A 25,485-nucleotide genomic window follows, 5' to 3' on the forward strand; every position below is an offset into this window, starting at 1 on the left:
GTGCCAGAATGAGGCAGTAACCTGATCCGTGATCAGAGTCCAGCCCACGCCGGGGAGGTGAATCGAGTGAGCCAACCGCGCAGAGCCGAAATCCTGCGAGCGATTGTCGAGGACTACGTCCATTCACGCGAGCCGGTGGGGTCCAAGGCCTTGGTGGAGCGACACCAACTGGGCGTCTCTTCCGCCACCGTTCGCAACGACATGGCGGCCCTGGAGGAAGACGGCTTGATCGTCGCTCCGCACACCAGTTCGGGTCGTATCCCCACGGACAAGGGCTACCGGACCTTCGTGGATCAGATCGCGTCCGTGCGGCCGTTGTCCAGTCCGCAGAAGCGGGCCATACAGTCCTTCCTGGACGGAGCCGACGACCTGGACGACGCCATGGAGCGCACCGTCCGGTTGCTCGCTCAGCTCACCCACCAGGCGGCCGTGATCCAGTACCCGGCTGCCTCCGGAACCACGCTGCGCCACGTGGAACTCGTGGACGTGGGCGGCACCGCTCTGCTGGTGGTGTTCATTCCCACGTCCGGCAGAGTCCTGCAGCGCATCGTGGAAGTCAGCCGAGCCTTACCCGAGCATGAACTGATGGAACTGCGAGCGCGAGTTCTGGCAGCGGTCGTGGGACGGCCGCTACAGGACGTCCCGGCCGGTGCGACCAACCTGGTCCAACAACTGCCCCAGGAGCTGAGTGAGGCCGGAGCGGTAGTGGCCGAAGCACTTGCCTCGCTCGCGGCGTCGTCGGAGGACCACCGGCTGGTCATGGCAGGCACGGCCAACCTGGCGCGCTTCAGCGGTGACTTTGCTCTCAGTATCAGTCCCGTCCTCGAAGCACTTGAGGAACAAGTGGTCATGCTGCGATTGTTGTCAGAGATGCAACAGCATGCTCGTGGTGTGGCCGTGCGCATCGGATCGGACAGTACGGACGATCCGCTCGCGGAAACTTCCGTGGTGGCAACCGGTTACGGCCCAGAATCCGTGTCCAAACTGGGCGTGGTGGGTCCCACCCGTATGGATTACCCCTCCACCATGGCGGCCGTCCGAGCCGTGGCGCGCTATTTGTCCCACACGCTGGGGGAGTAGCTGCGCCCGTTGAGGCGCCGTTCCCCATCCGCGTTGAGAAAAACACACTGACGAAAGAAGAATCGATTCCATCGTGAGCGATCACTACGAAACCCTGGGCGTGACCCGGGATGCCAGCCCGGAAGAGATCAAGCGCGCCTACCGCAAGAAGGCCCGCAAACTCCACCCGGATGTGAATCCCTCCCCGGAGGCGGCCGAAGAATTCAAGCGTGTCTCCCACGCCAATGATGTTCTGGCCGACCCCGAGAAGCGCCGCGTCTATGACGCCACGGGTAACGAGAACGGAACCGACACCGGCTTCGGCGGGGGTTTCCCCGGCTCGGGCTTCGGCTTCGCGGACATTTTCGAAACGTTCTTCCAGGGCGCGGGTACCGCCGGCCAACGTGGCCCCCAGTCGCGTACCCGGCAGGGTCAGGACGCGCTCATCAACGTGCGGATCTCCCTCAAGGACGCCGTGTTCGGCGTGGAGAAGGACATCACCGTGGATACCGCGGTCGTGTGCCCCACCTGTCAGGGTTCGTGCTGCCAGCCCGGCACCAGCCCCACCACGTGTTCCATGTGCCGCGGCTCCGGTCACATGCAGTACCAGAAGCAGTCGATCCTCGGTGTGGTCACCACGCAAGCACCGTGTGCGTCATGTAATGGCTTTGGCACCGTGATCGAGAACCCGTGTCACGAGTGCTACGGCGAGGGCCGCGTGCGGGATCGTCGCCCCCTGACCATCAAGATCCCCGCTGGCATCCAGTCCGGTAACCGCATCCGCCTGTCGGGTCAGGGCGAGGCCGGCACCGCTGGCGGACCCAACGGTGACCTGTACGTGGAGCTGAAGGTCGATCCCGACCCCACCTTCCACCGCGAAGGCGACGATCTGCACGCGCGCATCCGCATTCCCATGACCTCGGCCGGCCTGGGCACCACGGTCCAGCTCGACACGTTCGACGGCGCTCGCGACGTGGACGTTGCTGCGGGCACCCAATCCGGTGCCACCGTGACGCTTGAGGACCTCGGTGTAACCCACCTGCGCGGCAAGGGCCGCGGTGACCTTCAGGTGCACATCGAGGTGGAAACCCCGCAGGATCTCAAGTCCGAGCAGCGTGAGTTGCTCGAGCAGTTGGCCGAACTGCGCGGTGAACGCCGTTCGGATGCGACCACCGTGAACACGCCGTCCTCCGGTGGCTTCTTCTCCCGACTCAAGGATCGGTTCAACGATCTGTGACGGATCCGGTCTTCTTCGCCGATCCCGGTGAGCTGAGCGCCGCAAGCGCCGGTGAGGAATTTATCCTCACCGGCGCTGAGGCGCGCCACGCCGTGACCGTACGCAGGCTGCGGACGGGGGAGACTCTAGATCTGGTGGACGGGGCCGGGACTCGGGCTTCGTGCGAATTCTTGCATGGTGACAAAGACACCATGACCGTGCGGGTGGCTTCCGTGACGCACGAACCCGCACCCGCTACCGAGTTCATTCTGGTTCAGGCGCTGGCAAAGGGAGACCGCGATTTACAGGCGGCCGAAAGCGCGACCGAGCTGGGCGTGGACCGTGTGGTCCCGTGGCAGGCCGAGCGCAGTATTGTGCGGCTCAAGCCCGATCGTGCCGCCAAGACCCTGGCCAAATGGCAGTCCACGATGACGGCAGCGGCCAAACAGTCCCGCCGTGCCCGCTGGCCGGAACTGGGGGAGCACGTCAACTCCAACGGTCTGGCCTCATTGATCCAACGGTCGTCTTCAAGTCGGTGGTTCGTTCTGCACGAGTCCTCAGACTTCTCCTGGGGCGGACTGCCCTCCGGCGAACTGAGCGATTCCGGGTCGATCGGATTGATCGTTGGCCCCGAGGGCGGGATCAGCGAACAGGAACTCGAACGATTCATCGCGGCGGGGGCGCGTCCCCTCAAGCTCGGCCACGAAGTCATGCGTGCCTCCACAGCCGGGCCGGCCGCATTGGCGGCACTCTGTGCTGTAACGGGGCGTTGGGCCTAGCCCCTCGGTCGATCGTTCGATCCGATCCCGCCGGTTCTCAGGGTGCGGTCCACACGGTTGCGCCCCGGGGCGGACGCTGGGCGGTTCAGTCCTCGACCACCGTGACGGGATGATCGTCCTCGATTTTTTGACCATCCTCGTTCGTTCCGGCAACACGGACGGTGTAATCGCCTGCGGGAACGTCCACGGGAATCCTGAACTCCGTGCCCGCCGTAGAGGTCGGAGACCCTGTTTCTTCGGTGACGTCTCCGGATTCCAGAGGATCGTCCTCGCCCCGGGGGATGACTTCCCATCGTGCGGACGCGAAATCCGGTAGCACCCGGCCGAACACCGTCAGGGGTGTGCCGGACTTCGTTCCCGTCTGCGGATCGATCAACCACACCGGTGACGCCAATGACGCATCACGGGCAATGGGTTCGTTAATGTCCACGGAACCGAAAGCTTTGTACTCGGATTGCCCGTCCACCAGGACGCGCACTTCCTTGGCCGTTGCCGCGTCCAGGAGGCCCGCGGTCACGGCGGCAGCGGAGACCGTGTAGACGAGCTGTTGAAGGGCCAACTCAGCGTTCTCGGCAGAAAGCCTGCTCGCGAATGCGGTGGCGGGCAGGTCCACGGTGATAGTGCCGTCGGGAGACACGGACGTACCGACGGACTCGACGCCCGTCCACAGTGACCGATAGTCCTGGTCGAGTGGTTCGAGCGTGGTCATCATGACCACGGCCTCGGCCACGGGGTCAGCGGTGTCGGTAGCACCAGGAGTGCGGAATTCACGGAACAGGTACTCAGACTGGTCACCGGTTCCGGCCCAGTAGACGGGCGTCTGCTCGGTGGCGACCCCCTCGTAGGCGTTGTCCGTGCCCATGGGGGCGGAAGCGATCCTCGGGGCGGTACTCGAGGCGTTGGTGGCACGGTCCGATGCCGAGCCACACGCCGTGAGACCCATGGCCACGACCAGTCCTACCGAGAGTGCCGTGAGCGGCCTCCGGGCACAGTGATGCCTTGTGTTCATGAGTTCACCACCCCGGTATGAGCTGTCGTTGGTGTCTGCACCGATTGTTGATGGGCATGCAGAACGTGTGTGTTTGGTACCGGTGAAACAAGATACCCACAGTTCAGGTTCACCATGAACCCCGATCTGGGCCACAGGCGAAACCGTTATCAACCTGCAACACAACGAGCGGTAGGCTGGTCCCTAATGACTGATCATGTATCCGGGGTCGAATCACACCCCCAAGACCACGAAGGCCACACCCGAGTTGTGGTGCACCTGCCCGACCGGGACACGGCACTGCGAGCGCTCGGCCAGGCGGACACCACCTTGCGTCTGCTGGAACAGAACTACCCGACCGTGCGGATCACCGTTCGCGACGTTGACGTGGCGTTCGAAGGACCCGTTGACGCTGCCCGTTCCGCCGCGGCGTTGCTTGAAGAACTCGTGGTGCTGGCACAGCGCGGCACCGAGATCACGGAACGAACCGTGATGCGTGTGACCCGCATGCTGCGCGAAGCGGAGGGAATGCGCCCCGCCAGTGCCTTGGCCACGGGCATCCTGTCGACGCGGGGTAAGACCATCCGCCCCAAGACCGTCAACCAGAAGCACTATGTGGATGCCATTGATGAGCACACCGTGGTGTTCGGCGTGGGACCGGCAGGTACCGGTAAGACGTACCTGGCCATGGCCAAGGCGGTTCGGGCCCTGCAGTCCAAAGAGGTCAGCCGCATCATTCTCACGCGACCCGCCGTCGAGGCCGGGGAACGACTGGGGTTCTTGCCGGGTTCGCTCAACGACAAGATCGACCCCTACTTGCGCCCGTTGTACGACGCTTTGCACGACATGATGGACCCGGAGTCCATTCCGCGCCTGATGGAAGCGGGCACCATTGAGGTGGCGCCCCTGGCCTACATGCGTGGCCGCACCCTCAACGACGCGTTCGTCATTTTGGACGAGGCCCAGAACACCACCCCGGAACAGATGAAGATGTTCCTCACGCGCCTGGGCTTCGGGTCACGCATCGTGGTCACGGGCGACGTCACGCAGGTGGATCTCCCGGGCAGTACGTCTTCGGGTCTCCGTCAGGTGCAACACGTGTTGCAGCACATTGACGACATCGCCTTCTGCGAGCTCACCGCCCAGGACGTGGTGCGCCACGAACTGGTGGGGGAGATCGTCGCGGCCTACGACCAGTTCGATACGACCAACCGGCATCGCAACGAACGGCGCCGCCGTAAGGACGAACGCCGGGCCGCGGCCTCTGCCCCGGCCGAACAGCGCGATGAGCAGTCATGAGCGTATCGATCGACACGCCGTGGGGGTCCCCGGAAGAACAAGCCACGTACCCCGAGGCCTACCGCGCGGTGGATCCCGGCCAGCTGACCGCGTTGGCCGACCTCGCCTTCAAGCGTTGGCACATTCACCCGGATACGGAACTTTCCATTTCAGTGGTGGACGAGGATCAAATGGCCGAACTGCACGTGCAGTGGTTGGATCTGCCGGGGCCCACCGATGTGATGTCCTTTCCCATGGATGAACTCCGCGCTGGAACCGAGGAGGAGTTGAGCCTCGGAATCCTGGGCGACATTGTGTTGTGTCCTCCCGTGGCCCAGCGGCAAGCGGACGCGGCCGGTCACAGCACTCAGGACGAGTTGTGTCTGCTCACCGCCCACGGGATGCTCCATCTGCTCGGACACGATCATGTGGAGGAGTCCGAGCGGGAAGCCATGTTCACCCTGCAGCGGGGTCTGCTCGAAGAGTTCTTGGGGCGCGGCGCTCCCGTCGAAACCATGAAGTGACCCCGCCGAAATCTTTCTGAAAGGACATGGACATGTCTGAAAATCATCAGGACACCCCCGGGCAGCAGTTTCGCGCGGGCTTCGCCGTGTTCGTGGGCCGACCCAACGTGGGCAAGTCCACCCTGACCAATGCGCTGGTGGGGCGCAAGGTGGCCATCACCTCCAACCGGCCCCAGACCACACGCCACACCATCCGGGGTATCGTCCACCGCAAGGACGGCCAACTGATCCTGGTGGACACGCCGGGCCTGCACCGGCCCCGCACCCTACTGGGCCAGCGCCTCAATGACGTGGTGGCAGAGACCCTGGGCGAGGTGGACGTGATCGGTTTCTGCGTCCCCGCCGACCAGAAGGTTGGCCCGGGCGACCGCTACATCGCGCAGCAGGTAGCCGCGGCTGCCGGCCGTAATCCCGTGGTCGCCATTGTGACCAAGGCGGATTCTGTGCCGCGCGACAGGCTGGCCGAGCAACTGATTGCCGTCACAGAACTCGGTCGCGAGGTCATGTCCGAGGAACAAGCCCAGCGGGAGCAACGACGCCGCCGTCGCGCGGCGTCGTCGTCGAATGTCGCCTCCGTGAACGAGAACGCGCGTTCCGCGCAATCCGAGGCCGGTTGGAGCGACGTCATTCCTGTGAGCGCCAAAGACGGCTTCCAGGTGGAGGAACTCGCGGCGCTGCTCGTACGTCTCATGCCGGAATCCCCGGCGCTGTATCCGGACGGTGAGCTGACGGACGAACCGGAAATCACCATGATGGCCGAGCTCATCCGCGAGGCCGCGCTCGAGGGCGTCCGGGATGAGCTGCCCCACTCGTTGGCCGTGGTGGTGGATGAGGCCAGCGAACGCGAAGGTCGCTCGGCGAATAACCCCATGTTGGACGTTCACGCGAGCCTGTTCGTTGAACGCCCGTCCCAGAAAGCCATCGTGATCGGTAAGGGCGGCTCGCGCCTGCGGGAGATCGGGACCAAGGCCCGCACCCAGATCGAAGCTCTTCTGGGGACCAAGGTGTACCTGGATCTGCACGTGAAGGTCGCCAAGGAATGGCAACGTGACCCCAAGCAACTGTCCCGGTTGGGATTCTGACATCCCCGCCCATTTTCAGGTGGGATTAGGAAACGCTCCCTACCCTGTCCAGGGCCTCATCAGCATCACGTACCGACTCAGGAGAATCACCCGGTGGAATCACGCAGCGCACACGGACGTGGCAACCGCGCGTCCCGTGAACCTGCGCCCTGGGACACCCCCGCAACCAGACGACAGTCGCTGCACGAGGACCGTGACGACGAGTTCATCAAGCTGAAACAGACGGGCCGGCACCACCGTTCACGGGATCACAGGCCCTCGGCACGCAAAATTGCGGTGATCCTCACGGTCTTCGGGCTGATTGCGGTGCTGGGGATCGGCGGAGTGGCCGCGCTGCGGCTCAGTAGCAACCTGGACAGTAGTCCTCTCAATCTCTCGGACGGTTCCTCGAGCGTGGGGGAAGGCCCCCTGGACATCCTGGTGATGGGTTCGGACACCCGGACGGGCTCCGGTAATTCCGAGTACGGGGACGAGGACGACGCGTCCGGGCGCACGGACGTCATGATGCTCGTCCACGTCACCGAAAACCGGGACGCCGTGACCGTCGTGTCATTCCCGCGTGATCTGGTCGTGGACATCCCCAAGTGCACCGACCCCGAGTCAGGGGAAGTGTTCCCCGCCCACCGGGACATGATCAATTCCGCCGTGGAGAACGGCGGTCCAGGGTGCACCGTGGCCACCGTCAATGAAATGGCCGGTGTGGACATCGACCACTTCATGCTCGCGGACTTCAATGCCGTGAAGGAGCTGTCCTCCACGGTGGGTGGCGTACAGGTGTGCGTGAACCGGCCCGTGGACGATCCCAAGTCCGGGCTGAAACTTCCCGCCGGTATTTCCTCGGTCGAGGGCGATCAGGCCTTGGCCTTCTTGCGTTCCCGCGCCGCCTTCGGGGACGGCGGTGACGAATCCCGCATTCGGTCACAGCAATCGTTCCTGGCGTCACTGACCCGCAAAATCCAGAGTGACGGCACACTGAACAACCTGCCGCAGCTCTACAAGATCGCGGAAGTCATGACCCAGAATCTGCACGTGGACGAGGGCCTGACGTCGCTACCCACACTTGTGGGGATCGCCGGTACCTTTGCCGGAATCGATCTGGGGCGGATTGCGTTCGTCACGGTTCCTAATGTCCAGAATCCGGAGGACCCCAACCGCCTGGTTCTGGACGAAGAACCTGCGGAACGGTTGTTCGACACGCTCCAGCAGGATCGCGCCGTGACCGACGCCGCGCCGTCATCCACCGGCTCTGCGCCGGCCTCCGAGGAGGGTCAGGAAACCGAGGCGGCCCAGGATGACGACGCCGCCGCGGCACCCACTGAGGCCGCTGCCACCGCCGATGCCGCGCCGGTAGAAACCTCGGCGCCGGCCGCGCCGAGCACTGCGCCCGAATCGGCAGCCACCGAGGACGCTTCGCAGGAATGGGCACCCCAGGTGCAGCCGTCTCTAGTGCCGATCACAGTGGCCAACCGCTCGGGGGAACCGGACCGTGGTGAAGAGATTCGCGACCTTCTGGCCGAGTCCGGTTATACCCAGGCCGAGACCGCCCGCACCGGAACCGCTCTGGCGGGTACGCAGATCTTCTACAACCCCACGTGGGCCACAGCAGCTGATGACTTGGCCGCGTTGTTGGGAGTCCCGGACAGTCAGCTCGTGGCCGACTACGAGTTGGAGGGCCTGCGCGTCTCCATCGGCCAGGACTTCACCTCCGGCGAGAAACTGGACCTCTCCGGAGCTCTGCCGGACGAATTGCAAGGGCAAACAGCTGAACAGTTCACCTGTCAGGACTGACGGGGATAGTGGGACCCATCCGGAGGGGAATTCCACGGGACTGCAACTACTGGGTCCTGGCGTCCGCCCGACATGATGGCGCGCATTTTCCGGGCAGCGCCCGTCCAAGTGGTACGTTGGATCACATGCGGCCAGGGAACGTGCGACTCCTGCTTATGTGCCGCAGCGGGGCCTCACCCATCTGACGGACGGCCGACCGACCCGCTGCGGAGTTTCGTGGTGCCGGCCCTATCTCGTATTTATTGAAAGGCCCGCTTTTCGTGAAGAATTTGCAGCGTCCCTCCGGTATGCCCGTGCACAAGTACACGCCGTACCAGCAGAATTTCCCGTTCGACATGTCGGACCGCACCTGGCCCGACAAGGTCATCACCAAGGCGCCTCGGTGGTGTGCGGTGGACCTGCGTGACGGCAATCAGGCTCTGATCGAGCCCATGGATCCCACCCGCAAGCTCAAGATGTTCGAGCTGCTGGTCAGCATGGGATTCAAGGAGATCGAGGTGGGTTTCCCCTCGGCTTCACAGATCGATTTAGATTTCGTCCGCAAGCTGGTCGAAGAGGATCGGATCCCGGAGGATGTCTCCATCCAGGTCCTCACGCAGTCCCGCGAACACCTGATCGAGCGCACCTATCAGGCGATTGAGGGCGCGCCCAACGCCATCGTGCACCTGTACAACTCCACGTCGCGCTTGCAGCGCCGTGTCGTGTTCAAGCAGGATATGGACGGCATCGTGGACATCGCCCTGACCGGCGCCCGGTTGTGCATGAAGTACGAGGAGCAGCTCAAGGACACCAACGTGACCTACGAGTACTCTCCCGAGTCCTACACCGGCACCGAACTGGAGTTCGCGGCCCGCATTTGCAATGAAGTGGCCGAGACCTTCGAAATCGGTGACGGACGGCAGATGATCATCAACCTGCCCGCGACCGTTGAGGAAGCCACCCCCAACGTGTATGCGGATTCCATCGAGTGGATGAGTCGTCACCTGTACCAGCGCGACGACATCATCATCTCGCTGCACCCGCACAACGACCGCGGCACCGGCGTGGCCGCTGCCGAGCTGGGGTACCTGGCCGGAGCGGACCGGATCGAAGGTTGCCTGTTCGGCAACGGTGAGCGCACCGGCAACGTGGACCTGGTCACGCTGGGGCTGAACATGTTGACCCAGGGTGTGGACCCGCAGATCGACTTCTCCGATATCGACGAGATCCGCCGCACCGTGGAGTTCTGCAATCAGCTGCCCGTTCCGGAACGCAGCCCCTACGGCGGCGACCTGGTCTTCACCGCGTTCTCCGGTTCCCACCAGGATGCGATCAAGAAGGGCTTCGAGTCCATGGATAAGGACGCGTCCGACCAGGGCGTCACCGTGGACGAGCTCGAGTGGGCCGTTCCGTACCTGCCCATCGACCCCAAGGACGTGGGCCGCAGCTACGAGGCCGTGATCCGCGTGAACTCGCAGTCCGGCAAGGGTGGCGTGGCCTACCTGCTCAAGAGCGAGTACGGAGTGGACCTGCCCCGTCGTGCTCAGATCGAGTTCTCCGGTGTGGTGCAGAAATACACGGAGACCTCCGGTTCCGAGGTCAGCGGTGCGCAGCTGTGGAACATCTTCACAAATGAATACCTGCCCGCACGTGAGAGCGGCGATCACCGCTGGGGTCGCTACCGCATCTCCAGCATGTCCACTCACGCGGAGGACGAGGGTAATACCGTTCTGGAGATCGGCCTGGACGTGGACGGCCAGCGTCACGACCGCACGTCGCAGGGCAATGGCCCCATTGACGCACTGATCTCGCTGTTCAACGCCGAGGGCGTGGATGTCCGTCTGCTCGATTACTCGGAGCACACGATGTCCGCCTCAGCCAACGCGCAGGCTGCGAGCTTCGTGGAGTTGGCCGTGGGTGACCGCGTGCTGTGGGGCGTGGGTATGGACAACAACACCACTCGTTCCTCCCTCAAGGCCGTGATTTCCGCCATCAACCGCGCCGTTCGTGACGCTCAGTTGGCAGAACAGGCCTAATCCCCGTTGTATCGATTCAACCGCCGACGCCGCTCGGTGACCTTCCGTAGAGAGGGCCACTCAGCGGCGTCGGCGTGTTCGTCTGCGCGCACGGGCGGCCAGGTAGGCGTGGGAGACTAGGGGAGTGGCCGGTTCAACTTTCGCTTCTCGCTCGTACCGCGATGAAGCCGTGGTGCTGCGCACCTATAAATTGGCCGAGGCGGACCGCATCGTGATCCTCCTGACCAGGGAGCACGGGCAAGTGCGAGCGGTGGCCAAGGGCGTGCGCAGGACCACCTCGCGCTTTGGGGCTCGCTTGGAACCGTTCAATGTGGCCACGCTGCAGTTAGTACAGGGCCGCACGCTGGACATCGTCTCGCAAGCGCTGGGTAAGCGCTCCTACGGCGAACAGATAGGTTCCGACTACTCCAAGTACACGGCCGCGGCCGCCATGGTGGAGACCGCCGAGAAACTGACCGCGGACGACTATGACACCGCCCAGCAGCATTACCAGCTCTTGACCGGCGCCCTGTCTGCGGTGGCGCGTGGTCTCCACGAACCCGGACGCACGCTTGATTCCTATTTACTCCGGGCGGTGTCCATTGCCGGGTGGGCCCCGAGCTTCGTGGACTGCGCCCGCTGCGGAGCGCCCGGTCCCCATCGTTCCTTCTCCGCCGCGATCGGTGGTGCCGTGTGTCCGCAGTGCCGGCCACCGGGATCCGCCGCCCCCAGCGAAGCGACGTTCGTCCTGCTCCAGGGACTGCTGCAGGGAGATTGGGAAACCATCGACGCCGCAGACTCCAAGTCGGCACGCGCCGCAGCGGGATTGGTGGCCAGCTACATTCAATGGCACATGGAACGGTCGGTGCGTTCCTTGAGCTTGGTCGAACGCACCGAATGATTCAGTAAAGGACGCAGAGCGTGAGCAGATTCTCCCCGCCACCGGCGCACCCCAGCGGTGCCAAGCCCCCGGCGATTCCGGAACAATTCGTGCCTAAACATGTGGCCCTGGTCATGGATGGTAACGGACGCTGGGCCAATGAGCGCGGCTTGCCCCGTAACGAGGGGCACCGAGCGGGGGAGCGAGCCCTCCTTGACGTGGTGGCCGGCGCCATCGAAATGGGGATACCCAACGTCTCCGCGTACGCGTTCTCCACGGAGAACTGGAAACGATCACCGTCCGAGGTGGCGTTCCTCATGAACTTCACCGGGGACGTGATGAAGCGTCAGCTGCCCACGTTCCAGGAATGGGGTATTCGTGTGCGCTGGGCCGGTCGTAGACCCAAACTGTGGAAGTCCGTGATCAACCGCCTCGAGCACGCCGAGGAAGAAACCAAGGACAACGACGTGGTCACACTGACCATGTGCGTGAACTACGGAGGACGGGCGGAAATTGCGGATGCCGCCGCGGCCATGGGGCGTGACATTCAGGCCGGTGTACTGGATCCCCGATCCATTTCCGAGACAACGGTGCAGCAGTACCTGGACGAACCCGACCTGCCGGACGTGGATCTCTTCCTGCGTTCCTCCGGTGAGCAACGCATTTCGAACTTCATGCTGTGGCAATCGGCCTATGCGGAGCTCGTGTTTCTCGACGTGCTCTGGCCCGACGTCGATCGTACGGTGCTGTGGCGCGCGGTCGAAGAATACGCGAGCCGTGACCGGCGATACGGGGGAGCTGTGGATAAAGTTGCAGGGGGAAGTTGAGGGTTATTCTTAAAGTTTCAATATTGACTTCAATTATTTCTGACACGTTGAACACCGGAGTCCGGGCGCTTGGGCCATATGCAAAACTGAGACCATGCGCTTGTACCCCACATTCTTCAAAGTCGCGTTCTCCTGGATGGATGCGGAACTCGCCCACACCCTTGGTTTCGCCGGTATCAAGGCCATGCATCGTAGTGGTCTCGGATCGGTACTGAGTAAATTCACCCGCCCGGATCCCGGCAGCGCAGTAGAGGTGATGGGGCTTCGCTTCCCATCGGCTTTCGGTCTGGCCGCTGGATTCGACAAAGGGGCCACCGGTACCCACGCACTCACGGACCTCGGTTTCGGCCACGTGGAGATCGGCACCGTGACGGGTCAGGCGCAGCCCGGTAACCCCAAGCCGCGACTCTTCCGCCTCATCAAGGATCGCGCGGTCATCAACCGCATGGGATTCAATAACGACGGCGCTGCTGCCGTCGCTCCCCGCGTTGCCGCTGCACTGCAGTCACTGAGTGAACAGGCCCTCAAAACCGGTCTGGAACGACCCATCGTGGGCGTGAACATCGGCAAGACCAAAGTGGTCGAGCTGGAGGATGCCGTGGGGGATTACGTCACGAGCACCCGGGCCCTGGCCCCGTACGCCGACTACCTCGTGGTCAATGTGTCCTCACCCAACACCCCTGGTCTGCGGCAGCTGCAGGAACTCGATTCGCTGCGACCGTTGCTCACTGCAGTACGCGAAGAATCCTCGGCCGTATCGGGGCGCCACGTACCCCTGCTCGTGAAGATTGCCCCGGACCTGGCGGACGCCGATGTCCAGGCGGTGGCCGAATTGGCTCTGGACCTCGGGTTGGACGGCATCGTGGCCACCAACACGACTATTGCTCGTGATGGCTTGGGCCTGCGTAGCAGCGAGGACGAGGTCACCGCGTGTGGTGCCGGCGGGCTGTCCGGGCGGCCAGTGCGGGGTCGTTCCCTGGAGGTCTTGAAAATGCTGCGCCAGCACGCGGGAGACCGGCTGACTCTGATCTCGGTGGGAGGCGTGACAACCTCCGAGGACGTGATCGAGCGCCTGGACGCGGGTGCTGACCTGGTGCAGGGGTACACGGCATTCTTGTACGAGGGGCCGTTCTGGGCAGCCAGAATCAACCGCGGTCTCAAGAAAGCAGCGCGCCGCGTCCGTGGTTGAGGCCTGAGAGCCGCGACTTCTCGTACCGCGCCCCGGCGCAATGCAACGGGCCCGCACCAATTCGGTGCGGGTCCCGTGTGCTGTCGCAGATGAGAACGTCTGAGCCTAAGCGGGGCGTTCCCCGCGACGAACCTGTGGCTTGGGCAGGCGAAGGCGACGAATGGTGAAGGTGCGCATCGCGGCGTACCAGCGGGTGCCTCGCTGGACCTCGCCGAACTTACGTTGCATGACGGACTTCATGCGCGCCGTAGTGATGAAGGCGTCGATCACGCACAGGGCGATGTAGCCGTACATGATCCAAATGAAGGTCAAGCCGATCGCCTGGTTGGGCAGGAACAGAATGAACAACATGAGGATCAGGAAAATCAGAACGAACTCACCGATGTTGAAGCGGGAGTCGATCCAGTCGCGGGCGAAGCGGCGCTGCGGGCCGCGGTCGCGGGGGCCGAGATAACGCTCATCGCCGGCGGCCATGCCGGCCTGGGCCACAGCGCGACGTTCACGCTCGGCCTGGCGGGATTCGGCCTTGGCGATCTTGCGGTCGGCCGGGACCAGGGGGCGCTTGCGCGCGGCTTCCTGTTCCTTACGGCTGGGAGTAGGGCGGCCCTTACGGCCATCGGCGGGGGCGGTCTCAACCGGCTCGCTCGTGGCGCCTACGGCCGTGGACCCCGTGGATTCATCTGCTTTCTTGCGTCCAAACACCGATCCAGGATAGCCGAGTCAGCGCGAGACGCGGCATCGCGGTGCAATCGGCGCGTAACCGGACCGCGGCGATAGTGTGGGAGCCATGAGTACCGAGTTCACTCCACCGAGCCAGGACACCATCGATACGTTGCGGGAGACCGTCAGCGGATCCCGCGAGCGACTTCTGGGGGAGCTCTCCGAGCTCGTTGCCATCCCGGGTATCGCGTGGGAGTCCTTTGACCCCGCCGACCTCGAACGCAGCGCGGAAGCGGTCAAGGGCCTACTCTCCGAGTTGCCGTTCGACAGTGTGGATATCCTGCGCGTCCAACAGGGCGAGCGTCCCGGGAATCCGGCGGTGGTGGCACGTAAGGCAGCTGCGCCGGGTTATCCCACCATTCTCCTGTACGCCCACCACGACGTGCAGCCCCCGGGGAAACGTGAACTCTGGAACACCGAGCCGTTCCAGGCCGTCGAGAAGGACGGCCGTTTATGGGGCCGCGGTGCCGCCGATGACAAGGCCGGCGTGATGGCGCACGTTGGTGCCCTCCGCGCCTTCTTCGAGCACGCAGGCGACGAACCGTCCCTTGGTGTGGCCGTGTTCATCGAGGGTGAGGAAGAGGCTGGTTCACCGGGATTCGAGGATTTCCTCCGGGAATACCGCGATCGACTCGCTGCAGACGTGATCGTTATTGCCGACTCCTCCAACTGGGAGGTCGGAGTTCCCGCCCTGACCACCAGCCTGCGAGGCGTGGTCGGAGGTGTTGTGGAGCTCTCCGTGCTGGATCACTCCGTACACTCCGGTATTTACGGCGGCCCCGTACTCGACGCACCGACCTTGTTGGCGCGCCTGATCGCCACGCTTCACGACGACGACGGCGCCGTGGCAGTAGCCGGTTTGCTCTCCGAAGACGACGTGGACGTCGATTACGAGGAAGAACGTTTCCGCGCCGACGCCGGCGTGTTGGATGGCGTGCAGTTGGCGGGCACTGGATCAATCGCCTCCCGCCTGTGGACCAAGCCTGCACTGTCCGTGACCGGTATCGACGTCACGGACGTCGATACGGCGTCCAACACCATTGCCTCGACCGTTCGAGCTAAATTGAGCCTGCGTATCGCCCCGGGGCAGAATCCCCAGGATGCGGGGGAGGCATTGCGTAAGCACGTCGAGGAGAACGCACCCTTCGGTGCGCATGTGAGTTTCTCCGTCGAAGAAGCCGGGCCGTCCTTCCGCGCTGACACCCAAGCGGTCAGTTCACAGATCGCGTTGTGGGCCTTCGAGCAGGCCTGGGGTCGGCCCGCCGTGAAATCCGGTATGGGTGGCTCCATCCCGTTTACGGCGACCCTCACCGAGGCGTACCCTGATGCCCAGATCCTGATAACAGGTATCGAGGATCCGGACACCCGAGCACACAGTGCCAATGAATCCCTCCATATCGGGGATTTCTTGCACGCGGTAACAGCTGAGGCTCTGGTCCTGACGGCCCTTGCCGAACAAGGCCGTCGTGACTCGGAATGATTCTCGTACCAGAGGCGTTTGAAGATTAAAGAGCGGTTCGTCTTCGCGAACCGCCCACGGTAGGACAGAAAGCGAGCACCATGAGCGTCACCACCGACAATGAGACCACCCAAGAACTGCCGACCCACGAGGTCCAGTTGACCGACGAGGCCGCCCAGAAGGTTCGTGATCTCCTGAACCAGGAGGGTCGCACCGACCTTCGTCTGCGAGTGGCCGTTCAGCCCGGCGGCTGCTCGGGCCTGATCTACCAGCTGTACTTCGACGAACGCGTCCTGGACGGCGACCACACCCGCGACTTCGACGGCGTGGAAGTCATCGTGGACAAGATGAGCGTCCCGTACCTCAACGGCTCCACCGTGGACTTCGAGGACAGCATCTCCAAGCAGGGCTTCTCCATCGACAACCCCAACGCCGGTGGCTCCTGTGCGTGCGGTGATTCCTTCCACTAAGGACTCCCAAGCCCTCCTGAACGGGGTGAATCCAACGTCTCCACGCGTTGGATTCACCCCGTTCCTGCATGAGATGCGGAGGTCGTCCCGTGAGGGGTGAACCCAGACGGAAAAAGGCGACACGGCACGGTGACACAGTGTCAGCAGAAGCGCTGGTGGAGGGGTAAGCTCTCAAGGGAGAATTATTAACGGGCCACGTATGCCCTGTGCCCAGTGCCAGCGCATACACAGCTCACACAAAGAAGAGGAAGGGCCGTCTGTGAGTTCGCAAACTCGATCCGGCAGCCGCCGAAGCCGGATGCTCAAGGCCTCGGCAGTGGCAGTCCTGGCTGCGACCACGCTCACCGCTTGCTCCGAACAAGCGAAGATGGGCTTCTTGCCCACCGAACGTGGCACCACTGACAACGCGGACCACATCATTGATCTGTGGATCGGTTCGTGGGTAGCAGCGTTGGCAGTGGGTCTGGTGACCTGGGGCCTCATGCTGTGGTGCATGATCGCTTATCGCCGTCGCAAGAACGAGACCGGCTACCCCCGCCAGTTGGCCTACCACGCTCCGCTTGAGGTCTTCTACACGATTGTCCCGATCGCCATGGTTGTATCCCTGTTCTTCTTCTCGGAGCGGGCGCAGACGGCCATTACGGCGCGGCACGACAACCCGGACGTTACCGTCCAGGTGTACGGCAAACAGTGGGCCTGGGACTTCAACTACCTCGACGACGATGTCTACTACCAGGGCGTTCAGGCGCACCTGACCGGTGAGGAGGGCGTGGAAGAAACCCTTCCCACCCTGTACCTCCCCGTGGACAGCAAGGTTGAGCTCGAGATCAAGTCTCGCGACGTGATCCACTCGTTCTGGGTTCCGGCCTTCCTTGAGAAGATCGATATGTTCCCGGAGCGCACCAACTACATGAGCTTCACCACCGGCCGCGAAGGCGTTTTCGCCGGCAAGTGCGCCGAGCTCTGCGGTGAGTACCACTCCGAAATGCTCTTCAACGTTGCCGTTGTGAGCCAGGAAGAGTACGACGCTCAGATGGAACAGTTGCGCGATCAGGGCAACACCGGTTCCGTCGGCGACGAGTACAACCGCAACCCGAACCAGAACGAAACGTCCAACAACTAGGGGATAGGCAATGTCTACGCTCGAATACTCGCGGGACGAAGCGACCACGGTCGCTCCCCGTGTTGTGCCTAGGTCAAAGGGCAAGGTGATTGTCAATTGGCTCACCTCGACTGACCACAAGACCATCGGGTACATGTACCTGATTTCTTCCTTCATCTTCTTCTGCATCGGCGGCGTCATGGCGCTGCTGATCCGCGCGGAGCTCTTCGATCCGGGCATGCAGATCTTGGAGACCAAGGAGCAGTACAACCAGCTGTTCACCATGCACGGCACCATCATGTTGCTGATGTTCGGTACTCCGCTGTTCGTCGGCTTCGCCAACGTGTTGGTCCCGCTTCAGCTGGGTTCCCCTGACGTTGCGTTCCCGCGCTTGAACGCGTTGGCGTTCTGGTTCTTCCTCTTCGGTTCCTTGATCGCCATGGCAGGATTCGTCACCCCGCAGGGTGCCGCTTCCTTCGGCTGGTTTGCGTACGCGCCACTGAACAGCACAACGTTCAGTCCAGGGGTTGGTGGTGACCTATGGGTCTTCGGCCTTGGCCTTCAGGGCTTCGGCACCATCATGGGTGGCGTCAACTTCATCACCACCATCCTGTGCATGCGCGCTCCGGGTATGACCATGTGGCGCATGCCCATCTTCACGTGGACCACGCTGATCACCGCTTTGCTGATCATCATGGTGTTCCCGCCGCTGGCCTCCGCATTATTCGCCTTGGGCATGGACCGCCGACTGGGCGGGCACGTGTTCGACCCGGAGAACGGCGGCGCCATCCTGTGGCAGCATCTGTTCTGGTTCTTCGGCCACCCCGAGGTATACGTGATCGCTCTGCCGTTCTTCGGCATCGTGTCCGAAATCATCCCTGTGTTCTCGCGTAAGCCGATCTTCGGGTACAAGGGCCTGGTCTTCGCAACCATCGCCATTGCCGCCCTGTCCGTCACCGTGTGGGCACACCACATGTACGTGACCGGTGCCGTGGCTCTCGGGTTCTTCTCGTTCATGACCATGATGATCGCGGTGCCAACCGGCGTGAAGTTCTTCAACTGGATCGGCACCATGTGGCAAGGATCATTGACCTTTGAAACGCCCATCCTGTGGGTTCTGGGCTTCCTCTTCACCTTCCTGTTCGGTGGGCTCACCGGCATTATCCTGGCCACCCCGCCGCTGGACTTCCACGTCTCCGACACCTACTTCGTGGTGGCCCACTTCCACTACGTGATCTTCGGTACCGTGGTGTTCTGCATGTTCGCCGGGTTCTACTTCTGGTGGCCCAAATTCACCGGCAAGATGCTCAACGAACGGTTGGGCAAAATCCACTTCTGGATGTTGTTCATCGGGTTCCACATGACGTTCCTCATTCAGCACTGGCTGGGCGTGGACGGCATGCCCCGCCGGTACGCGGACTACATGCCGGAGGACGGCTTCACGTGGATGAATCAGCTGTCCACCGGTGGCGCCATGCTCCTCGGGCTGTCCATGATCCCGTTCTTCTGGAACGTGTACACCACGGCTCGTAACGGCAAAAAGGTGGAAGTTGACGACCCGTGGGGCTTCGGTGGCTCCCTCGAGTGGGCTACGTCCTGCCCGCCCCCGCGCCACAACTTCATCTCTCTGCCCCGCATCCGTTCCGAGCGTCCCGCTCTGGACCTGCACCACCCCGAGCTGGCAGCGTTCTCTAGCCAGCAATTCGAGGCAGAACAGCCGCTCGTCGGCGGATCTGGAAGGACCGGTCGATGAAAACCTCTGTCAAAACTTTCGTCCTCCTGGGCATCTTTTTCCTGCTCGCAGGAGCGGCATACGGGTACCTCACCGGATTCCAGGAACTGGCCGGTTTTCCCGCCCTGCTGGCCGTGGCGGCCATGAGCCTCATGCTCGCGGTATACCTCTGGCTCGTGGACCGCTCCACCGGCGCCATGCTCCCGGAGGACCGCGAGGACGGCGAGATCGTGGAAATGTCCGGTGACTACGGGGCATTCTCCCCGTGGAGCTGGTGGCCGCTGCTGCTCGGCATCGGTTGCGCGATCTTCATCCTGGCACTGGCCATCGACTGGTGGATCATTGGTCTGGCCGCACCGGTCCTCGTGTTGGGTCTGTTCGGACTCATCTTCGAGCACTCTCGCGGAGATCACGCCCACTGATGTAGGCGCTCTATCCGAAAGTAGCCCTCCTCGTTTTTCAACGAGGAGGGCTTCTTTTCGTGCCACACCTTAATTGCCGTAACGGACAAGGAGCGCCCGTGGGACCAAGCCCCATGCTTAGGGGCTATGCGGTCATTGAAGGGCCTCCACGCTTTGGCTCGACCCCCGAGAGCGCCGCCAGGAGCGGGTTCGCGCCACACCCGGCATCCTAGGGGCTGCACGAACGGTCTATTCGCACAGAGCGGCTCGGCGGGGGACTGTCGCAGGGGGATGGCTAACCGTGTCACTCAGAAGCGTTTGAACCGGCAGGAGAGCCGTAGCGCATGGAGTTTGCGGCTCCGGTTCTTGGTGCGGGAGAACTTCACTAACCAAGGAATCAGGATCTTATGGCGCCGCCCTTTGGATGACGAAACGGGAGGTGACTAGCCGGGCCCACCACCGCGTGATGGGCCCAGAACCAGTCCACGCTGCGACCATCGCGTGTTGCGTTGGCCCGGGCTTTAGTCCCGCCACGAGAACCTAATCGGGTGGCTCAAAGCCCGGCATGTCTCCGGGAACCGGTAACCGGCGGGTGAAGTTTGACCAGACAACCTCTCCGTGACAAAGCAGGCCGGACAAGGACATTAAGGAGCTGTTGCGAGACTACTGCGGGGATGGCCGACAAGCACACCCGACAGGCCGTGTGCTGGTTGCTGAGTTCTGAGAAATGATTCAGTGCGTTGGACAACCCCCGCCCGGCCCAACTGGACCAGTTCATGGATCGGCTTCTGGACGTGGGGGCTCAAGTTGGCCAGGGAGGCACTGGCCGCTCGTTCAGAGACGTCCCAGCCTGTTGCTGGCGTATCCCTGTGCCCCTTGGGGAGCCGACCGGGGTGATTCACCACCAGATCATGCTCAATGGCGACTACCAACGGCTGATGCGTGCACATCGTCTACGCCGGCGCCCACGTGGTGGGCTGGCAATGGTGTGACCACGAGAAAAAGCCGCCTGGTTAGCGCCGTTGAAACGAATCGCGGCCCGGTCGTGACCAGCGTCGACGGGGGCACAGGTTTGCACGCTGCCCTGCGCCAGCAATGGTCCCACGCCGCGGTCTGGATGGGTGCCTACGCCTCGAGGGAAGCGAAATAGGAGACGTTGTTGAAACAACGCTCCCGGCCGGGCAAAGGAATAGTGCGATCTACCGGGGTCAAAGACGACCGGGCCTGGTGATCCACCCATCAACGCGTACGCCGATCCCGTCCGTGCTACCGGACCCTGATCCGCCACCACGACCTTTTCACCTGGCTCGAGTCCAGCCTGGCACCGGTAACTAGTAACCAGGGGTGAGGATGGACCGTACAACATCTCGGTGAGCAGGCGGCGAACAGGGCCATCAAAGGGCTGTTACTAGACCGCCGTGGGATGTCCGACAGCCATTGCATGGAGTTGGTCAAGTAAGCGCAGGGGAGTGGGAGCATGAAGATGCCCCCGAGGTTTACCTCGGGGGCATCTTCATGAACAGATCTAGCTGGCCGTCATATTACTTATCGAGCTGGGCCTTGTGGGATCCAGCGCCAACGGCCTCGTGGTCGTCGTGGTGACCGTGTGCTGCCTCGAGCTCCTGGGGAGTCACGGGAGCCACGCGGTCCTCGAAGTACCAGCGGCTCAGGCGTCCACGGAGCTTCTCAGTTCCGGTGACCTTGCCCTTGGCGTTCGCACGTGCCGGCTCTACCTGGTAGTCCTCGAAGCTCACCAAACGGTAGCGCTTGTACTCGTCCAGCGGCTCGTGAACCTCCACGAACTCACCGTGCGGCAGGGACTGAATCCGACCGGACTCACGACCGTGCAGGACGATCTCGCGATCCTTGCGCTGCAGTGCCAAGCACATACGGCGGGTGATGATGAACGCGAGGATCGGGCCGAGGAAGTACGCGGCGCGCAGCCAGTAGGTGACATCGTTCAGACCAACGTGGAAGTGCGTTGCGATGAGGTCGGAGGAAGCCGCCATCATCTGCACTGCGTAGAAGGTTACGGCAGCTGCACCAATGGCCGTGCGGAACGGGGCGTTACGCGGACGATCCAGCACGTTGTGCACGCGGTTGTCCTTGGTGACCCAACGTTCGATCCAGGGGTAGGCGAACATCGCGACGAACAGCAGAGCGATGGGGATTAGCGGGAGAAGAATGGCCATCGGGAGAACCCAGCCGAAAATGGTGAACTCCCAGGAGAAGGGCCAGGAACCCGGCATGAGTCGCAGAGCGCCGTCCGGGAAGCCCATGTAGAAGTCAGGCTGCGAACCTGCCTGAACCGGGGAGGGGTCGTAAGGACCGTAGTTCCAGATGGCGTTGATGGTGGTGGTACCAGCCAAGAGCGCCAAAATACCAAACACGATGAAGAAGAAGCCACCGGCTTTCGCGGCGTAGACAGGACCGACCGGGAAGCCGACCACGTTGTCCTCGGTGCGGCCCGGGCCGGGGTACTGGGTGTGCTTGTGAACGACGACCATGAACAAGTGCACGACGATCATGACCAGGATCAACGCGGGGATGATCAGGACGTGGGCAATGTACAGACGACCGATGATGGCCAGTCCGGGGAACTCGCCGCCGAACATGAACATCGACATGTAGGTACCGACCACGGGGATGGCCTTCAACATGGCGTCAGCAATGCGCAAACCGTTACCGGACAGAACGTCATCCGGGAGGGAGTAGCCGGAGAAACCGGCCACGATCGCCAGCAGGAACAGCAAGCAACCGACCACCCAGTTAAGTTCGCGGGGGCGTCGGAACGCTCCGGTGAAGAACACGCGGAGCATGTGCACGGACAGTGCCATTACGAACATGAGCGCCGACCAGTGGTGGAGCTGACGCAGGAACAAGCCACCGCGGATGTCGAACGAGATGTTCAAGGACGACGCGTACGCACCGGACATTTCCACGCCCTGCATGGGGACGTAGCTGCCGTGATACTCCATGGAGGTCATGGTGGGGTCGAACCAGAAGGCGAGGAACGTGCCCGACAGCAGCAGGATGACGAAGCTGTAGAGCGCGACCTCACCGAACATGAAGGTCCAGTGGTCAGGGAAGATCTTGCGACCGAATTCCTTGACCATGGGGGAGACACCCGCGCGGGTGTCCACGAAGTTAGCGATCCGCCCGGTGCTTGTGCGGGGCTTGTACTCGTAATCAGTAGTAGATGACATCAGTTTGCCTCACCCTGCATTTCTCGGACGTGGAATTCCCGCTGCGAGTAGGTGGGTCCCACGGGCACATGGAAATCGCTACGCGCAACGAGGTAACCCTCGGAATCGACGGTAATGGGCAGCTGGGGCAGCGGGCGAGAGGCCGGGCCGAAGATCACTTCGCACTCGTTGGTGAGGTCGAAGGTCGACTGGTGGCAGGGACACAGCAGATGGTGAGTGTGCTGCTCGTACAGTGCGATGGGGCAGCCGACGTGGGTGCAGACCTTGGAGTAGGCGAAGATACCGTCCACGTTCCAGTCTTCGCGATCAGGCGAGACGTTCACCTTGTCCGGGTCGAGGCGCATGAGCAGCACCACAGCCTTCGCTTTCTCGTCCAGATAGCCGTCGTGGTGACCCAGTTCGGAGAGGTTCTCGGGGACTACGTGGAACGCGGAACCCAGGGTGACGTCCGAGGCCTTGATCGGGGTACCGGAGGGGTCCCGCACCAAACGCACTCCCTCGTCCCAGATTGTGTGTTTGAGCACATCCAAATTCGTGGGGCCCAGGTCGCGGAGCAACCCGACGAAGGGCAGCGGAGCCAAGACAGCCGCGCCGATCAGGGTGTTCCGCAGCAGCGGGCGGCGCTTGATTCCGGACTCGTCGTAAATGGTGGTCAGGATTTCCTGAGCTTCCGCGCGCTGTTCCTCGGTGCGTACGTCGTGACGCTCCTCGACCAGCTCGTGGTCGGGCATGAGGGTACGCGCCCACTGGACGATACCGATGCCGATACCGAACATGCCGAGCGCAATACCGAGGCCCAACAGTAGGTTCTGCAAGCGCAGCTGGTTGGTGGGTTCTGTATTCACCACGTCGTAGATCGGCCCGTCCACTCGGATACCGAAGTACGCGATGAAGAACAGAATCGATCCGAGGATCGAGATGATGAACAGCAGTACTACCTGCCGCTCGGCACGCTTAGCAGCCTTGGGGTCAACGTCTGTCACTCGAGGACGGTGCGGCGGAAGTCCCGGGTCGGGGAACTGATTCTTAGCTGCTCCGTCCGAGGTGACAACCGCCCCGCTGTGCTGGGGAGTGCCGTCACGATGGTCGCCCATGTGGTCCCTCATTCTTCTCTTGATGCTTTGAATAATACTGTGTCGGGTCGCCGGCCGTACCGGCTGTTGCTCTCAGGCGGAGCGCGAAGTGAGCCAAACGGTGAAACCAATGACGACGGCCAGACCGAGGCTCCAAATAAGAAGGCCTTCAGAGACCGGGCCGAGCGATCCGAGACCGAAACCGCCCGGGTTGGTGTTGTTGTCCAATGCCTTGAGGTAGGTGATCACGTCACGCTTTTCCTCGGGGGTGATGTTGGCGTCATTGAACACCGGCATATTCTGGGGGCCGGTCTGCATGGCCTCGTAAATGTGGGCCTCGTCGACGCCCATCAGGGAGGGAGCGTACTTGCCGCGTGTCAATGCGCCACCGGCGCCGGCGGCGTTGTGGCACATGGCGCAGTTGGCCAGGAAGACCTTGGCGCCGTTGGCGGAATCGCCCTTGGTGACGTCCAGGTACTCGTCCTCGGGGATGGCGGGGCCGGCACCCAGCGATGCTACGTAGCCTGCGAGCTGCTTGGTCTGTTCTTCATTGAACTGTTCCGGCTTGACCTGTGCCTGGGGGCCCTGCATCTGCATGGGCATGCGGCCGGTGCCGACCTGGAAGTCAACGGACGCGGCGCCCACACCGATGAGGCTGGGGCCGGCCTCGGTGCCTTCTGCGTTCAGGCCGTGGCAGGTGGAGCAGTTGGCCAGGAACAACTTCTGGCCTTCCTCAATATCCTGTGCCGAGTAGGTCGTGGTCTCGGCCTTGGCTTCGTTGGTGGTTGTGGCAACTGCATAGAGTCCACCGGTGAGAAGCAAAGCCATGACGAGCAGTGCGAGGACTGCCAGAGGATGGCGGCGCTTTTGTGAGAGTGCCTTCACGTCAAACGTTCCTTTTACTCGGTACTTGGAGACTGGGATGGGGTGAATCGTTCCTGCTGGTTACTGAATGAAGTAGACCAGGATGAACAGGACGATCCAGACGACGTCCACGAAGTGCCAATAGTAGGAGACCACGATGGCCGAGGTGGCCTCGAAGTGTCCGAACCGCTTGGCAACGTAGGCGCGGCCCATGATGAATAGGAATGCGATCAGACCGCCGGTCACGTGGATCGCGTGGAAGCCGGTGGTGATGTAGAAGGCAGAACCATATGCGTTGGCCGCAATGGTGACGCCTTCGGAAACCAGCACAGCGTACTCGTACACCTGGACGGAGACGAAGACGGCACCCATCAGGAAGGTGAGCGCGAACCATTCGGTCATGCCCCACTTGGTGAACTGGAAGATGCCGCCGGTACGGCGGGGCTGGAGACGCTCAGCAGCGAACACGCCGAACTGGCAGGTCACAGAGCTGAGCACCAGGATGATGGTGTTGATCAATGCCAACGGAACGTTGAGCATCGAGGTCTGTTCCTCCCACAACTCCGGAGACGTTGCGCGGAGGGTGAAGTACATGGCGAAAAGACCGGCGAAGAACATCACTTCGGAGGAGAGCCACACGATGGTGCCCACGGAAGTGAGGTTGGGGCGATTGATGTTCGCGCCTACCGGTTTGGCTGGGGTATGGGTTGCAGTTGTCACAGAGACATTATGTCGCCAAAACTCTCCGTGAACCAACCACCGGGCCCTTCTGAGGGTTCCGTGTCGCGAACCAACTGCTTCTCTTGCAGGTTATTTCGTGGCGCCCCTTATATAGGGAGCTGAAATCCCTGTGC

General features: G+C 62.6%; 22 protein-coding genes. 16 read left to right on the top strand and 6 right to left on the bottom strand.

Features of this window, described 5'->3' with window-relative positions; genetic code table 11:
* The first annotated feature begins 66 nt into the window (after nucleotides 1-66).
* The 3 genes from hrcA (at nucleotide 67) to ABD283_RS07425 (ending at nucleotide 3,054) form a co-directional block, all read left to right on the top strand.
* A complete protein-coding gene (gene hrcA / locus ABD283_RS07415) occupies nucleotides 67-1,080 on the top strand; it encodes a heat-inducible transcriptional repressor HrcA (protein WP_344224343.1) in 1,014 nt (337 codons plus the stop codon).
* A gap of 73 nt (nucleotides 1,081-1,153) precedes the next feature.
* Nucleotides 1,154-2,296 carry a molecular chaperone DnaJ gene (dnaJ, locus tag ABD283_RS07420; RefSeq protein WP_344224344.1) on the top strand — a complete coding sequence of 381 codons (1,143 nt, stop codon included), beginning with the start codon at nucleotides 1,154-1,156 and terminating at the stop codon, nucleotides 2,294-2,296.
* Nucleotides 2,293-3,054 carry a 16S rRNA (uracil(1498)-N(3))-methyltransferase gene (locus ABD283_RS07425; protein ID WP_344224345.1) on the top strand — a complete coding sequence of 254 codons (762 nt, stop codon included), beginning with the start codon at nucleotides 2,293-2,295 and terminating at the stop codon, nucleotides 3,052-3,054. Before dnaJ ends, ABD283_RS07425 begins: the two co-directional genes overlap by 4 nt.
* A gap of 85 nt (nucleotides 3,055-3,139) precedes the next feature.
* Here ABD283_RS07425 and ABD283_RS07430 read toward each other — a convergent pair whose 3' ends face one another.
* Entirely contained in the window at nucleotides 3,140-4,063 is a 924-nt protein-coding gene (locus ABD283_RS07430) for a GerMN domain-containing protein (RefSeq protein WP_344224346.1), read from the bottom strand.
* 186 nt (nucleotides 4,064-4,249) lie between these two features.
* Between ABD283_RS07430 and ABD283_RS07435 the strand changes: the two genes are divergently transcribed.
* The 8 genes from ABD283_RS07435 (at nucleotide 4,250) to ABD283_RS07470 (ending at nucleotide 13,604) form a co-directional block, all read left to right on the top strand.
* Nucleotides 4,250-5,341 (top strand): PhoH family protein, encoded by a 1,092-nt coding sequence (locus ABD283_RS07435; protein WP_344224347.1) that lies wholly within the window; start codon nucleotides 4,250-4,252, stop codon nucleotides 5,339-5,341.
* Nucleotides 5,338-5,844, top strand: a complete 507-nt coding sequence (gene ybeY / locus ABD283_RS07440) for an rRNA maturation RNase YbeY (protein WP_344224348.1) — start codon at nucleotides 5,338-5,340, stop codon at nucleotides 5,842-5,844. The genes ABD283_RS07435 and ybeY overlap by 4 nt, the downstream gene beginning before the upstream one ends.
* Nucleotides 5,845-5,876: 32 nt before the next feature.
* Nucleotides 5,877-6,926: a GTPase Era gene (locus ABD283_RS07445; protein WP_344224349.1), complete on the top strand. Its 1,050-nt coding sequence runs from the start codon at nucleotides 5,877-5,879 to the stop codon at nucleotides 6,924-6,926.
* A 93-nt stretch (nucleotides 6,927-7,019) separates the two neighbouring features.
* Entirely contained in the window at nucleotides 7,020-8,714 is a 1,695-nt protein-coding gene (locus ABD283_RS07450; protein WP_344224350.1) for an LCP family protein, read from the top strand.
* Between the two features lie 260 nt (nucleotides 8,715-8,974).
* Nucleotides 8,975-10,729, top strand: a complete 1,755-nt coding sequence (gene leuA, locus ABD283_RS07455; RefSeq protein ID WP_344224351.1) for a 2-isopropylmalate synthase — start codon at nucleotides 8,975-8,977, stop codon at nucleotides 10,727-10,729.
* Nucleotides 10,730-10,853: 124 nt separating this feature from the next.
* Entirely contained in the window at nucleotides 10,854-11,609 is a 756-nt protein-coding gene (gene recO / locus ABD283_RS07460; protein WP_344224352.1) for a DNA repair protein RecO, read from the top strand.
* 20 nt (nucleotides 11,610-11,629) lie between these two features.
* Nucleotides 11,630-12,415, top strand: coding sequence for an isoprenyl transferase (locus ABD283_RS07465; protein ID WP_344224353.1), 786 nt, complete (start codon nucleotides 11,630-11,632; stop codon nucleotides 12,413-12,415).
* Between the two features lie 94 nt (nucleotides 12,416-12,509).
* On the top strand, nucleotides 12,510-13,604 hold the full coding sequence (locus ABD283_RS07470) for a quinone-dependent dihydroorotate dehydrogenase (RefSeq protein ID WP_344224354.1): 1,095 nt from the start codon (nucleotides 12,510-12,512) through the stop codon (nucleotides 13,602-13,604).
* A gap of 105 nt (nucleotides 13,605-13,709) precedes the next feature.
* Here ABD283_RS07470 and ABD283_RS07475 read toward each other — a convergent pair whose 3' ends face one another.
* A complete protein-coding gene (locus ABD283_RS07475) occupies nucleotides 13,710-14,306 on the bottom strand; it encodes a DUF3043 domain-containing protein (protein ID WP_344224355.1) in 597 nt (198 codons plus the stop codon).
* 85 nt (nucleotides 14,307-14,391) lie between these two features.
* Between ABD283_RS07475 and ABD283_RS07480 the strand changes: the two genes are divergently transcribed.
* The 5 genes from ABD283_RS07480 to ABD283_RS07500 all read left to right on the top strand — a co-directional run bounded on the left by ABD283_RS07480 (nucleotide 14,392) and on the right by ABD283_RS07500 (nucleotide 19,509).
* Nucleotides 14,392-15,804: a dipeptidase gene (locus ABD283_RS07480; protein ID WP_344224356.1), complete on the top strand. Its 1,413-nt coding sequence runs from the start codon at nucleotides 14,392-14,394 to the stop codon at nucleotides 15,802-15,804.
* 80 nt (nucleotides 15,805-15,884) lie between these two features.
* Complete coding sequence (locus ABD283_RS07485; RefSeq protein WP_344224357.1) at nucleotides 15,885-16,253, top strand: HesB/IscA family protein; 369 nt, start codon at nucleotides 15,885-15,887, stop codon at nucleotides 16,251-16,253.
* Nucleotides 16,254-16,512: 259 nt separating this feature from the next.
* Complete coding sequence (gene ctaC, locus ABD283_RS07490; protein WP_344224358.1) at nucleotides 16,513-17,376, top strand: aa3-type cytochrome oxidase subunit II; 864 nt, start codon at nucleotides 16,513-16,515, stop codon at nucleotides 17,374-17,376.
* A gap of 10 nt (nucleotides 17,377-17,386) precedes the next feature.
* Entirely contained in the window at nucleotides 17,387-19,108 is a 1,722-nt protein-coding gene (ctaD, locus tag ABD283_RS07495; RefSeq protein WP_344224359.1) for an aa3-type cytochrome oxidase subunit I, read from the top strand.
* Entirely contained in the window at nucleotides 19,105-19,509 is a 405-nt protein-coding gene (locus ABD283_RS07500) for a cytochrome c oxidase subunit 4 (RefSeq protein ID WP_344224360.1), read from the top strand. The genes ctaD and ABD283_RS07500 overlap by 4 nt, the downstream gene beginning before the upstream one ends.
* 1,520 nt (nucleotides 19,510-21,029) lie before the next feature.
* Here the strand turns inward: ABD283_RS07500 and qcrB are convergent.
* The 4 genes from qcrB to ctaE form a co-directional block, all read right to left on the bottom strand.
* Nucleotides 21,030-22,694 carry a cytochrome bc1 complex cytochrome b subunit gene (gene qcrB / locus ABD283_RS07505; protein ID WP_344224361.1) on the bottom strand — a complete coding sequence of 555 codons (1,665 nt, stop codon included), beginning with the start codon at nucleotides 22,692-22,694 and terminating at the stop codon, nucleotides 21,030-21,032.
* Nucleotides 22,694-23,788, bottom strand: a complete 1,095-nt coding sequence (qcrA, locus tag ABD283_RS07510) for a cytochrome bc1 complex Rieske iron-sulfur subunit (RefSeq protein ID WP_344224362.1) — start codon at nucleotides 23,786-23,788, stop codon at nucleotides 22,694-22,696. Before qcrA ends, qcrB begins: the two co-directional genes overlap by 1 nt.
* A gap of 72 nt (nucleotides 23,789-23,860) precedes the next feature.
* On the bottom strand, nucleotides 23,861-24,652 hold the full coding sequence (gene qcrC, locus ABD283_RS07515; protein ID WP_344224363.1) for a cytochrome bc1 complex diheme cytochrome c subunit: 792 nt from the start codon (nucleotides 24,650-24,652) through the stop codon (nucleotides 23,861-23,863).
* Nucleotides 24,653-24,712: 60 nt separating this feature from the next.
* Nucleotides 24,713-25,351 (bottom strand): aa3-type cytochrome oxidase subunit III, encoded by a 639-nt coding sequence (gene ctaE, locus ABD283_RS07520; protein ID WP_344224364.1) that lies wholly within the window; start codon nucleotides 25,349-25,351, stop codon nucleotides 24,713-24,715.
* Nucleotides 25,352-25,485 lie beyond the last annotated feature (134 nt).

This window comes from Kocuria atrinae (assembly GCF_039531425.1).
GTDB classification, from domain to species: domain Bacteria; phylum Actinomycetota; class Actinomycetes; order Actinomycetales; family Micrococcaceae; genus Kocuria; species Kocuria atrinae.